10 protein-coding genes are annotated in these 12,827 nt (G+C 41.2%); 1 reads left to right on the top strand and 9 read right to left on the bottom strand.

Annotation, left to right across the window (positions count from 1 at the left end):
• Positions 1-100: 100 nt before the first annotated feature.
• Together PVK79_RS02905 and modF are read right to left on the bottom strand one after the other, a co-directional pair.
• Complete coding sequence (locus tag PVK79_RS02905; RefSeq protein WP_257325267.1) at positions 101-475, bottom strand: hypothetical protein; 375 nt, start codon at positions 473-475, stop codon at positions 101-103.
• 295 nt (positions 476-770) lie between these two features.
• Complete coding sequence (gene modF, locus PVK79_RS02900) at positions 771-2,213, bottom strand: molybdate ABC transporter ATP-binding protein ModF (RefSeq protein WP_257325266.1); 1,443 nt, start codon at positions 2,211-2,213, stop codon at positions 771-773.
• 145 nt (positions 2,214-2,358) lie between these two features.
• On the opposite strand from modF, the gene PVK79_RS02895 reads away from it, so the two are divergent.
• The gene (locus PVK79_RS02895; protein ID WP_182731671.1) at positions 2,359-2,976 is read left to right on the top strand and encodes a hypothetical protein; all 618 of its coding nucleotides are present in this window, start codon (positions 2,359-2,361) and stop codon (positions 2,974-2,976) included.
• 5 nt (positions 2,977-2,981) lie between these two features.
• Here PVK79_RS02895 and PVK79_RS02890 read toward each other — a convergent pair whose 3' ends face one another.
• The 7 genes from PVK79_RS02890 to PVK79_RS02860 all read right to left on the bottom strand — a co-directional run bounded on the left by PVK79_RS02890 (position 2,982) and on the right by PVK79_RS02860 (position 12,822).
• Positions 2,982-4,709 carry a response regulator gene (locus tag PVK79_RS02890; RefSeq protein WP_257325265.1) on the bottom strand — a complete coding sequence of 576 codons (1,728 nt, stop codon included), beginning with the start codon at positions 4,707-4,709 and terminating at the stop codon, positions 2,982-2,984.
• A 123-nt stretch (positions 4,710-4,832) separates the two neighbouring features.
• Positions 4,833-7,166 (bottom strand): fatty acid cis/trans isomerase, encoded by a 2,334-nt coding sequence (locus PVK79_RS02885; protein WP_257325264.1) that lies wholly within the window; start codon positions 7,164-7,166, stop codon positions 4,833-4,835.
• A 4-nt stretch (positions 7,167-7,170) separates the two neighbouring features.
• Positions 7,171-7,533, bottom strand: coding sequence for a hypothetical protein (locus PVK79_RS02880; RefSeq protein WP_182731668.1), 363 nt, complete (start codon positions 7,531-7,533; stop codon positions 7,171-7,173).
• Between the two features lie 127 nt (positions 7,534-7,660).
• A complete protein-coding gene (locus PVK79_RS02875; RefSeq protein ID WP_257325263.1) occupies positions 7,661-8,326 on the bottom strand; it encodes an SDR family oxidoreductase in 666 nt (221 codons plus the stop codon).
• Between the two features lie 273 nt (positions 8,327-8,599).
• Positions 8,600-9,310: a hypothetical protein gene (locus PVK79_RS02870; RefSeq protein ID WP_182778778.1), complete on the bottom strand. Its 711-nt coding sequence runs from the start codon at positions 9,308-9,310 to the stop codon at positions 8,600-8,602.
• 120 nt (positions 9,311-9,430) lie between these two features.
• Positions 9,431-11,221, bottom strand: coding sequence for an alkaline phosphatase (locus tag PVK79_RS02865; protein WP_182778779.1), 1,791 nt, complete (start codon positions 11,219-11,221; stop codon positions 9,431-9,433).
• Positions 11,222-11,232: 11 nt separating this feature from the next.
• On the bottom strand, positions 11,233-12,822 hold the full coding sequence (locus tag PVK79_RS02860) for an alkaline phosphatase (RefSeq protein WP_182778780.1): 1,590 nt from the start codon (positions 12,820-12,822) through the stop codon (positions 11,233-11,235).
• Positions 12,823-12,827 lie beyond the last annotated feature (5 nt).

Genomic DNA, 12,827 nt, shown 5'->3' with positions numbered 1-12,827 from the left:
ATTATCGCAAAATCTGAATAAAAACATAACGCTGAAATCACGCGCATGTTTTTAGCGCAGCGAAAAAATACGTCGTCATGTCTGCGCTTATTAAAAGGTATTACCACTCGTATACCTCGTCTTCATCGCCGACGACTTTAGCTGATAGTTGTCTAGCCAGTTTAAAAATGACCACTCTCACAGGATTCTCTGTAAATTCAAAATCTTTAGTGGGTTTAAAAGAAGCACGCCCCTCGAAAAAGGTGATGCACATTTCCCATGAAGACTTTTTACCAATACCAAGAAAACCATTCGTTTGAAATAAAACCTCAACATCCCCTTCAGTTCCTGAAATGTGGATTTCTTCTCCAGTATTGGGATTAATGGCAGAGACACCTTCATTATTAATTCGACACCCTTCAGTTGAGTTGACAGACTCAATCCACTCTTCAAGCTTAATTTCTGGTTCTCTTTCCATATGAATCGCGTATGCCATGCTTTGCCTTTTAACAACTTAATCAAAGTGCACGTTCCTCTTTTATACAAAAGGCGCGTTCTCTTATTTACATTACTCATTAATAACAAATTATGTAACTGTTTGCTATCCATATACCCAAACCACCTTTAGATGCAAAATTCAGCGTTTCACAGGGGGTTTAATATCACGGAGTTACTTTGCAAGAATGGCTGTTGGGTTTCGTTGCACTCAACCCAACCTACGGCGATAAATTTAACGCCGAGCTGCTCTGGTTTTTCCTAGCACCTAGTACCTAAAAACTAGAACCTTTTCCTTACCTAAAATCAGCCATATCTAAATAGTGCTCTATCCCGGTAATTTTATCTTTCGCATGGTGGTTTACATAAATCACTGTGCTACTGCCTGCGGTGCATATTTTTTCGATTAACAGTAAAACACGCTGCCGATTGGCTTCATCAAGCCCCAAACATGGCTCGTCTAAAATCAGTAATGTGGGGTGTTTTACCATAGCGCGGGCAATCAATAGCATGCGTTGGTCACCAAAAGACAGTTGTGTAAATGGGGTGTTTTTTAACTCACTCAAACCTAATAATGCTAACCATTGTATGGCGATATCAAGCTGAATTTGAGTTGGCTTTTGATACAAGCCAATGCTGTCGTAAAAGCCTGACACTATGGTATTGAGCGCCGAAATACTAACCCGATATTCCATATGCAAAGCATTCGAAATATAGCCAATATGCTGCTTAATTTGCCAAATACTTTCACCACTGCCGCGTTGATAGCCAAACACTTTAATATCATTGTTATAACACTGCGGGTTATCGCCAGTGATTAAGTTAAGCAGGCAGGTTTTGCCGGAGCCGTTTTGACCACTGAGCTGCCAATGCTGTCGTGCTTTGATTGTCCAATTTAAGTGGTTAAAAATAACCTTACCGCTATAACTGACGCTGGCATTTTGCAACCGTACTAACTCAGGCTCATTAAACTCTGGGGCACTGTGTGCCACGTCTTTGCTAGGAATCGTTAAATCAGTTTGTTGTAGGTGTAATAATTTAAATAAATCATCGCGCTGCTTAAGGTCAGGTGTTGCTAGTTGCTGTTGTAATTCGCCATTTTTCACATAACCATAATGCGTAATAAATACGGGGATTTCATCTAACCGATTAACCACAAAGACCATGGTCATGCTGGCACTTAGTTCGATTAATACGCTACGTAATAGCTCAACGCTTTGCACATCCAAACCGTCAAACGGTTCATCAAGCACAATCAGTTCGGGGCGATTACTCAGTGCTTTAATTAACATTAGTTTACGTGTTTCCCCGGTTGAGAGTGCGCGCAAACGTTGCTTAAGCAATGCCTCAAAAGCAAACCCTGTAATTAACTGCTGACATAGCTGTTGATCAAAATATGGGCCTGATTGCTGATAAATCAGCTCTGACACCAATTTAGGGCTGGTTTTACCATCGGTGATGTCGTCTTGATCAGCTAATAACTCAGCAGTAATCAATTGCTTTTGCAGATCTGAAGAGACTATTTCTGTACGCTTAAAATCACAACTTCGTGTACCACTGACAATATTAGCTTGATCGAGTAATACTGCTGTTATGGCTGATTTTCCTGCTCCGTTACCGCCAAGCAGCACCCAATGCTGAGCGCTCTCAACCTGCCAAGTTAGATTACTTACGAGAAAACTTTCGCGATCATTGGTACCAAGGTTAGCCGTCACATTATTGAGTTTAATTGACTGCACAGCGATCCTTTTTAGCTCTTAAATTAATTAGTTTGAAAATACATGACTTTTATTAGCATGGCTATAGAATAAAATTCACACGGTTTAAACCTTTTTAAATCTGCTAACGTCTAATCTATAAAGCCATTAACAACGAGTAAAAATAATGAATACACTTAGTATCTCTAGTTTAGCCGTAATTCTATTAACCAGTAGTTTAGCTGCTCATGCTGAGCAAAAAATTGAACAGACCTTTGATGTCACTGCGAAGCAGGCATTGGCGATCAACGTGCCCGTTGGCAGCCTAGAACTTAGCACCCATCAAGGTCACCAAGTAACCGTGTCGATTGAGCTAAAAGCGAAAAATGATAATTGGTTTAGTGATGATGTTGCACTTGAAGATATCACTTTAAAACATCAACAAAGTAGCGATAAGCTGAGCCTCTCGATTGATAATGACGATGTACAACAAAGCTGGCTGGTAAGTATACCAACAACCATGGCGATAGATTTAGAGCTAGGTGTGGGCGATATTGAAGTAAATAATTTTGCTAATACTGCCAGCATCGATGTCGGTGTGGGCGCAGTACGGATCAGCAGCGCGTTAGCTGACTATCAAACGATCACCCTAGATAGTGGTGTTGGCGACACCAAAATAGCAGGCATGAAAAATGATGCTAAACATAGCCGTAAGCTGGTCACCTCAACTAGTAAATATAACGGTGACGGCCAATACCGCATTAACGTTAAAGTCGGTGTAGGTGATATTAAAATCAGCCACTAAAATTATCAGCCCTCGTTAAATACATTCATGAGGGCTTTTTTAATATCCGCAACCGAAAATGGTTTATAAACATGTACATTAGAGCCAAGTTCATAAGTTCGCTCTAAATCACTTGGCGCAGTGTTGGCGGTGATCACAATGATCGGAACCGTTGAATTTAGTTCTTGGCGGATAATATCAATCGCTTGAAAGCCATCCATCACCGGCATGTTCAAATCCATAAAAATCACATTAAACTCACTTTCAGCAATTTTTTGTGTTGCTATTAAACCGTTTTCAGCAACTTCAACCGTGTAATTAAGCTCGGTTAAAATTCGCGATAAAATTGTCGCGTTTAATAAATTGTCTTCTACGATTAAGCAATGCAGTTGTGCAGGTAAGTTGCCTTGCTTCGTTAGTAGTGCAGCTTTAGATAATGGCAAACGGATCTTAATCTGTGCACCATGCGGTATGACATCTTTAAACTCAACGCCGCCTTGCATAGCACTGACAATATGTTGCACACGCGCTAAACCGGTTTGTAAGCCCTGAAAATCATTGCCCTGTTCGATGCTATGATGATTTAAATATGGATAGCATTGAGCAAAACCAACGCCGCTATCAGCGACCACTATTTTAATATGACCATCTTGGTAACTAACGGATATTGAAACCTGTCCAGTGCTAGTAAATTTAATGGCATTACTAAGTAGTTCGGTAATGATTTGCTGCAATCGTAAATGATCAAACTCTGTATAGCGATCTAACTCAGGACTGAGTTTTACTTCAAACTTTAACTGTTTGTTATCACAGGCAAACTGAAAAGGTGTAATAGCCGACTCAAGCGTGGTTATTAAATTACGCTTGATAAATTTTAGCTGCCATTGCCCAGTATTAAACTGCTGTAGTTCATATAACTCATCCAGCATACTTACAATTCTGCTGGCACAATATTTTGCTTGTTTTTGCAATGCTTGCTGAGATTCTGATAGCTGAAGTTGCTCAATCGAGTCTACCAGCCCTTGTAGCGGTGTTCTAAATTCATGACTTGCCCGTGCGATAAAGCGCTCTTTATAAGTGCTTATCTGCTCTGCTCGCAACTTTTGTTGTTGGTATTTATTAATCGCAGCGGTAATTTGCAGCTCCATAGGCTGAAATATAAATTTCAGCTCAATGAATAGCAACACTAAAGTTAATAGCCAAAAAGCCAGCTCTAAGTTGGACAGCACTCGGGTTTTGAACTTTGCTTGTTGTTCAAATAGCGTGACTGCACCATCAAGCTCCTTGAGCAAGCGTTCAACCTCAGCAACTGTAAATCGCTTTTCTGCTGTATTTGCACTAGGAGCATTTAACAGTAGCTGCACTTTAGCCAAATACGCTAGCGACGTTTGCGCAAGGTTAATTGGTGATGAAAAATAATAAGCAACTAACTGGTCGTCTAAATATAAATAATCGCCATTAGAATGCTGTTGCACTAAAAATTCATGCCCTGATCTAAACTCTGCGCTCGCTTTAGCTAATACATCACGGTGTAATTTAATATTGCTACCAATCTCAGTAACCAAGGCATTACTATGCCAAGCGATTTTTTGTGACAACATCCGCTGCTTACCCGCAACATTGATAATATGAGCATCATCTTTTTGCACAAAAAACATAAACTGAATAAGCAGAGCACTCGCGCTCGAGAGAATCGCTATCGCTAATAACGCCCAACGATAACGCGACCGAATATTAGCAATAATTTGAATCATAATAGGCCCTATTTTTTTTAATAAGTGTAGACCAAAGGGGATAAAGCGACACTTTAAGCAATGATATTAATGAAAAAAATAAACCCCGCTTAAATGCGGGGTTTATTAATTTTGCTTTTATAATTAACGATTTTCTAAACGATTATAATCAAACAAACCGTACTCCACACCACGGTATTGCTTGGCAACTTTGTGCAAAATATCACTGTATTGCCAAAATTGCGGATGTGTTCGGCGAATTGCAAACTGGCTCTTTAATGCTCTGTAATCGGCTTCTATTTGCATCAATGGTAGTTGCTCGGCAAATGATGCAAGTTGTTGTGGATTATTCAAATACCAAATTGTTTCAGGGTAATCACCAATAAAACCAGGCACAACGGTGACTGTATCTTCTGCATAAGCGCGCTGCCCTTCTTCGTTCAATAAACTAGAAATATTATAATGAGCATTGTGATGGATCACGGTATACGCTTGATGCTCTGCAGCACCGTCTTTCACTAATATAAACGAGATTTGCGGCAGTAAATTAATTGCTTTTGCAGGCATATTATTTAATTGCTGTAACGGCTCTGGTACTTGTGTGTAATCGAAGCGCGGACTTAACACCGGTTTTAGCGTTTGTTTAATTAAGCCATATAACTCGTGTTGTTGATCCTGTGTTTTGTAGTCAATTCCTGTTGGCTGACTAAACTTATCACCACTTTCAAAGAAATTAGTTAAACTCGGTGGTGCTTTACGATACCAGTTTGCTTTTAACTCTTTACGCTGTGGCTTAGGTAACAATGCTAAAAAGTTTTGCTCGCCTTCTAGACGCAAAAAATCCATGTATAAACGAGTGATCAACTGATGGCCAACATTACCGTAGACATCAAACCCGGCAACTAATAAATAATGTATCCGCTCAAAAAGTGCGTAATCTAATACCCACATGGTTTTTGGCTCTTGGCCAATAAAACCTTTAACCACAGTCGCACTATCAAAATGGCGGAAAATAGTCAGAGCAGCATTATCATTTACCTCGTCACCACGCCATAATAGGTCGGTGGTTAGGTTTTCACCATTTTTGAACATACTATTTGCCAACGTAACCTTGCCTTTAAGGTAAGTATTCTGACGTTTGGCGTATTTGACCCAGCTAGATATAGCTAAAGTATTGCTTTCTTCAGCCGCTGGCAATGCCAAGGCATCTTCATGTTGTAGCAGCATTTCACCCACTTCTGGCGTTGCAACTTTAGCAGGATCAGCAAATGCCACCCAAAAATGATCATTAATAACATTTAACGCTATTTGACCACGACAAACAGGCCCTTTAATAAAGCCCATAATAATTAATTCAGCTTCATCTAGCATGAATTGATATTTAGATTTAACCGGCATGTCGGCAAACACTTTAAATGGGTTGGATGCTATTTCTGGCAAGTAACTTGGCATGCTTTCAACGTGATAATCAGGCGCAATAAACTGGCTGTACAAGCGCGCTAACTTACTGTCATTCAGTGCCAGTGGTAAATGCGTTTTTGCCAAAATAGTCGAACGGTCATGCATTAAGCGATAATACACACGTTCCACTTTAGGATCATCGTAAGGGCGGCGGGTATTTATTAACTCAATGTCCTGCCCTGGTGGCGTACTCGAACGCACCAATTTAAAAAAGCTTTTTTCATCATCTTGAGCAAAATAAATATGCGCTAAATACCAATGTTCAAACACATAACGTGCTGTTAATTGATACTTTAAATCGTCTTGGTTTAAAAAGCTCTCCCAGCGTTGTGCTTGAGCTAAAGCAGCTTTGCTTGGCGGTTTAATATGCGCCATTTTACCGCCCTCTTTAAGCCACTTTTCAAGGTGCTTAAATTCAGTACGCGAAATACCAGGTAACCCATATGGCATCCCGGAATGAGGTTGACTGTTGGCAAGGCTGTCAAATTCTCCTATAGTGGCGCAGCTTTGCGAGCGATCCAGAGAAAAATCAAACTCATCACCTAGAATCTCATCATTTGGTAGCGGTGAGCTCATTTTTAACACTAAACTGTTGTACAACACGCTACCGGCAAGATTTGCTTGCTCTGTTTGCGCTCGTTCATTCAATACAGGGGTAAAGTCTTTATCACGCCACTGGCTAGTATTCGTTGCATCAAAAAGTAAGCGGCTGGGAGTCGATGCTAATAAACGAGTACCATTGTAAACACGTTCCTTACTTAGGCCGCGGTCAATTCCTTCTGGAGATGAAAGTTTCAGTTGGCATGGTGCATCATAGCAGCCATGACAAACCACACAGCGACTCTCGATCACCGGTTGTACATGTTGTAAAAACTCAGCACCGCTACCTGAGTTATGTTCAACCATACGCTGCTGTGTTTGCTCTGGCCCGAATAGCTCATTGTAATGAGCGGCACCTAAATAAGCGCAGCCACTGAGCACAATAATTAGTGCACTCAGCAAAAAAGACTTTCTCATCGAATTACTCGTCCTCATCGCCCAAGTCAAACGTCGGCATCATATCCATTTGTGGGGACACAAATGTTTGCTCTGATTGGGTCTCGAGTACTGCGCTCAATAATGGTCCACGCGTTAAAGTTAGCTGTGCTTGATGTGCATCGCTTGCTAAGTCTGCAAACGCCGGGTTATGGGCTTCTACAATATAATCTGAAATAGTAATAGCAATGCTGCTATCCGGTGCTGGATTTTGACAAAGCTGGGTCAGTAAATCGTCATCTAAAAGTACGCTTATTGAAAGATCTGGAGTCGATAAATCTCGCTCATTTAAGGTCTCATCAAAAAGAAATAACGGAAGGGTTAAACTACTATCTTGCTCTAATTCCATGTGCTGCTCTCAAATACTTAAATCGTTAATATGACAGCATTATAGCAAAAATTAATTAAATTTAGCTAAACTGACTGCTGATTTACAGCCTGTTTAGCTATTAAAGATAACCTACATTAAATATTATTTACCAAGGCAGGGTTTCACCATTTGAATGCCAAAAACCACCGCTATTACTGAGATTTAGTTCATCAATACGCTGTGTTAAGCGCTGTGCAGATTCCTCTGCTGAGATATCGCCTGCAAAATTAACCATTTGCGTTTGCACAAAACCCGGATGAAATAAACCAACAGCAATTTTTTTACTTTTTAATTCATGAGCTAAGCTCACTGATGCGGCATTAAGTGCAGCCTTTGACATACGATAACCAATATAACCACCAGAACCATTATCGGCAATAGAACCCATACGGCTGGTGATCATAGCGACTTTAGCATCAACACCTAAACTGTGGGTCAAAGCATGAGTCACTCGGATCGGTGCTACCGCATTGACCGCAATTTGTTGATTGATGGTATCAAAATCCATCTCTGCCATACTTTCATTATGGAAAATACCGGCATTGTTGATCAACACATCAATCTTATGACCGTGCAATTGGCTCTCAAGCGTTTCGATATCTGCTGCATTGGCAACATCAATATTACTGATCACATTCACATCTAACGCTTTAAGTTCGGCACTAGGGCTTCGTACCACTGCTGTTACCTGATATCCCTTTGCTAAATACTGCTGACATAAATTAAGACCGATGCCACGATTTGCACCTGTAATTACCACGTGCTTTGCCATACTTTTACTCCAATAAATAATCAGTAATTGTGACCTTGGGGCAAACAAAAATAAAAAAAGCACCTAAGTGCTTTTTTAGTCAATTAAATTAAGCATAACTAGCTGCATTTCAGATCATTTATGAAGGAGAACATAATTGAAAACACCGCCCTTGTTGAGCGGTGATCACACTAAAGCTGCCCAATTCGGGAATATCGGTTGGTGGTACACAAACCTTTCCATCTGGCTATTAATCTTGAAACTGGAACTTGGCCGTTTAACACTCGGCTCTTTTTAGTGGCTGTGCCCACCACCAAGCGCTTTACCATTAGCATCATAAAAGCCCGACGCACCATGCTCGATAAATCCTAAGTTAATCATTTTTGCTAAAAATGGGTCGCCTTCGTTATCACCGATATCCGCATAGTCAGTCGTTTGATAAGCATCCCATAGGGCAAATTGCTGCTGTATCGGAGCTTTTTTAAAGTCCACAGTGCCCAACGTTAATGTTTGAGTAAGTTGCGGTTTACTAATACTCATTGCGCTTACCAGCTTTTGATTTACCAACCATGCAAGCTCAATCGTAGTATCACCTTGCACTAATTGATAATGCTGTATTTTCTTGCAGCCATCACCTTGCTCATCAGTTAAAGTCATCTTGGCAATAAAATCATCACTAACTAATTGGTATTTAGTACTCCAATCTTGCTGACCTTGCACCTCTGAAGGTTGATATTCAATACCACGCTGCGGTGTTTGAAAGTAACGAATTGGCCGAATTTGCTGATTACTCAACTGTTGCCACACTTCAACTAATTCAAGGCCTTGCTCTGCAACCTGATGGGGTGTTCGCCATAATGTAAACTGTTGAGATTCAGCCACAGCTTTGCCCGCAACTTGCTTACTAACCTGATAGCTTGCTTGCACATATTGACTGTCCAACGCGCACTGCGTGGCACTGGCCAATGGACTTATTAACGCTAAAGATAGGATAATTTTTTTCACTGGATTCTCTTTTCGATTTAATACCGTGGGTCACTGTAATGTGTTTATTTTGCAGATTAATGACAAAGAGCAACTCAGTTTTGAGTTGCTCTTTAGTAAAGCGTATTACATGACAATTACTTAATTTGTAACTTTAGCATCCGCTTGTTTTACTAAGTCAGCTGCATAATCCATCACGTGAAAAATAAAGCTCTGCTCGTTAGTACCTGTTACCAAATGCGCACCAGGGCCAATTGCATAAACACCAACATCTTCACCAGCATGAGTTTCAGATGACAGCGGCACAAGTGCTTCTTGGTGGAAACCTGGACTTTGTGTATCCACATCGGTTAAATCAACACGACCGGTTACTGGGGCAAAGTCGTAACCTACATCAGCATCCGTTTCCTGACCTAAATCTCTAAAGCCGCCACCATTAGCATAACCTACAGTGGTGTATGGCATGTTATCGGCAGCAAGTGTTGGCTCGGTTTCACCAACGGCAACCACTTTACCTAAAATTGGATTACCGCGTTTTGGGTAGCCTGCGATAGTAAATACATGGCTGTGATCGGCAGTAACAATAATCAGCGTATCTTCAATGCTGGTTTTATCAAGCGCCACTTGCACCGCTTTTGATAACTCAATGGTATCGCTTAAAGCGTTATAGGCATTGCCCGCATGGTGAGCATGGTCAATTCGTCCAGCTTCAACCGTTAAGAAAAAGCCTTTCTCGTTGTTATCCAATACATCCAGTGCTTTTGCTGTCATCTCTGATAACGATGGTTCACCCGCAATATCATTGCCACGGTCAGCTTCGTATTGCATGTGAGATTCATTAAACAAGCCAAAAATTTGTTTAGTGTTAGTCACATCAATCGCATTAAAACCTGCTTGATCCATTACGTATTGACCATTTGGATACTGAGCTTGCCATTCAGCAGTTAAATCACGGCCATCAGTACGATCGCCTTCTACCGAGCTTACTGCATCAGCTGAATTATATGCTGCGTCTTTTGGTAAGAAATGACGACGACCGCCACCCATTACCACTTCAAGACCATCAACATCGATCCCAGCAAAACGCGCTTCTAAGTTCTTTTCAAAGTTAACCAGTTGCGATGCAATATCTTCACAATTAGCCGCTTCCGACTCAGGCATATCTGAAACATCTTCCCAATTGCGGTTTGCCGCTTTTGCATACGTTGCAGCTGGTGTGGCATGGGTAATACGTGCAGTTGAAATAAGTCCCGTTGATTTACCTGCAATTTCCGCAAGCTCTAATGACGTTACTAATTCATGGCCTTTACCTGACAAACAATTACCATTAACCACTGCTTCATCAATACCAATAACACCGACATCAGTTTTTACGCCTGATGCCATTGCTGTCATCGTACCTGCAGAATCAGGTGTTTGTGCATCAACATTATAAGTTTTAGCAAACCCTGAAAACGGTAGTGTTTCAAAGCTTAACTGATGTTCTTCACCCATTTTGCCCTGTAACTGACCCGCTAAAATACGCGCAGCTGTTACTGTTGAAATCCCCATACCGTCGCCAACAAACAAAATGACGTTTTTCGCTTTGCCAGACTCTTTAACAATATTAGCAATATTATCTTGGCTACTAGCTAATTTAGTGTGTGCTTCTTTATACCAAGTATTGGTAGTAAGCGGCGCTAACTGTTGTGGATTCAATGAAGTTTCAGGATCGTTACACACTACAGTGGTTGTAGTTACTTCATCTGCATCAAGCTCACCATTTTGATTGCTGTCGTCACCTGTTAGGGTTTCAATGCCACCATTGATACATTGCTCAGAGCCAACTGCAAGCGTATTTTTAACCGTCAGTGACTCAATTTTATCGTCATCATCAGAGCAACCCGCTAACGCAACAACCACAGCAAGAGATATTAAGTTAAGTTTTTTCATTGTAATCACCATTATTCTTCTATTAGTTCGAGCGCTTGACTGATAATGTGGAAAATAACATTTTGCTCCACAACGCCTTGTGCCAACTGTGCCCCTGGGCCTTTAGCATGCAATGAAATATCTTCACCAGCATGAGTTTCTGAGTCAAGCGGGACTGCTGCTTCTTGATGAAAGCCCGGTGTTAAGGTATCAACACCACTTAATTCAACACGCCCAGCAACTGCTGCGGCTAAATATGAAGCGTCTGCATCTGTTTCATCACCTAAATCTCTAAAGCCCAAGCCATTTGCGTAACCGACTGTGGTATAAGGCATACCGTCAGCTGCAAGGGTTGGAGTATCGCGACCTACTGCTACAACTTGACCCAAAATTGGGTTACCGCGTTTTGGATAGCCAGCAATGGTAAATACATGGCTGTGATCCGCAGTGACTAAAATAAGTGTTTCATTTGGATCGGTATTTTCTACTGCTGCTTTTACCGCATTGGCAAATTCAATTGTGTCATTTAATGCGTTGTAAGCATTACCGGCATGGTGGGCGTGATCGATACGACCCGATTCAACCGTTAGGAAAAACCCTTTTTCATTATTCTTTAAGATATCAATCGCTTTAGTCGTCATTTGCGTTAATGAAGGCTCACCTGCAATATCATTACTGCGATCCGCTTCATATTGCATATGCGATTCATTAAATAATCCAAATACGCGTTTGGTATCGCCATTTATTGCGTCAAAGCCGGCCTGATCAGTAATGTATTTACCATCGCTATACATTTGCTGCCATTGCGCTGTTAAATCACGTTCATCAGTACGATCACCTTCGACTGCACTCATAGCATCATTAGAGTTAAATGCAGCATCTTTTGGTAAGAAATGACGACGACCGCCACCCATCACCACTTCTAGACCATCAACATCAACACCCGCAAAGCGCGCTTCAAGATTTTTTTCGAAATTAACTAATTGCGACGCAATATCTTCACAACCTGCAGTGACTGCATCTGCAGGCATGTCGGAAATGTCTTCCCAATTACGATCAGCTGATTTTGCATACGTTGCAGCTGGCGTTGCGTGGGTGATCCGTGCAGTAGAAATAATACCTGTGGCTAGGCCTTTAATTTCTGCAAGCTCTGTAGCTGTAATTAATTCATTACCTGCTACAGTTGCACATTTGCCACGTTCAATGTCTTCGTTAACACCAATAACACCAACATCCGTTTTAACACCTGAGATAATAGCCGTCATGGTGCCTGCTGAATCCGGTGTTTGCGCATCGACGTTATACGTTTTTATTTGTGCCGAATACGGAAACTCTTCAAAGCTCAAAAAGCCCTCTTCTCCTAAAGCGCCTTGTTTTTGGCCTGCAAGGATACGTGCTGCGGTGAGGGTTGATATACCCATGCCATCACCAACAAATAGAATTACGTTCTTTGCTTTAGTGGCTGGTGTTGCATTAGCCATCGTTTCTTTAGAGGTTAATTTAGCCTGTGCAGCGCTATACCAATCACTTTTCATTTGGTTATCAGGTAACACACCTGCATTAGCACCCGCTGACAACGCCAGTGTTAAACCAATTGCAGTCGCAATTTTATTAATTTTCATTTTTA

The sequence above is a fragment of the Pseudoalteromonas rhizosphaerae genome, assembly GCF_028885455.1.
GTDB lineage: Bacteria > Pseudomonadota > Gammaproteobacteria > Enterobacterales > Alteromonadaceae > Pseudoalteromonas > Pseudoalteromonas rhizosphaerae.
This window is presented reverse-complemented; position numbering and strand designations above follow the sequence as displayed.

What these genes read in the sequence shown, in the direction of transcription:
- PVK79_RS02905 (WP_257325267.1), bottom strand. Translation starts at nt 475, where the DNA reads ATGGCATACGCGATTCATATGGAAAGAGAACCAGAAATTAAGCTTGAA.
- PVK79_RS02895 (WP_182731671.1), top strand. Translation starts at nt 2,359, where the DNA reads ATGAATACACTTAGTATCTCTAGTTTAGCCGTAATTCTATTAACCAGT.
- PVK79_RS02890 (WP_257325265.1), bottom strand. Translation starts at nt 4,709, where the DNA reads ATGATTCAAATTATTGCTAATATTCGGTCGCGTTATCGTTGGGCGTTA.
- PVK79_RS02885 (WP_257325264.1), bottom strand. Translation starts at nt 7,166, where the DNA reads ATGAGAAAGTCTTTTTTGCTGAGTGCACTAATTATTGTGCTCAGTGGC.
- PVK79_RS02880 (WP_182731668.1), bottom strand. Translation starts at nt 7,533, where the DNA reads ATGGAATTAGAGCAAGATAGTAGTTTAACCCTTCCGTTATTTCTTTTT.
- PVK79_RS02875 (WP_257325263.1), bottom strand. Translation starts at nt 8,326, where the DNA reads ATGGCAAAGCACGTGGTAATTACAGGTGCAAATCGTGGCATCGGTCTT.
- PVK79_RS02865 (WP_182778779.1), bottom strand. Translation starts at nt 11,221, where the DNA reads ATGAAAAAACTTAACTTAATATCTCTTGCTGTGGTTGTTGCGTTAGCG.
- PVK79_RS02860 (WP_182778780.1), bottom strand. Translation starts at nt 12,822, where the DNA reads ATGAAAATTAATAAAATTGCGACTGCAATTGGTTTAACACTGGCGTTG.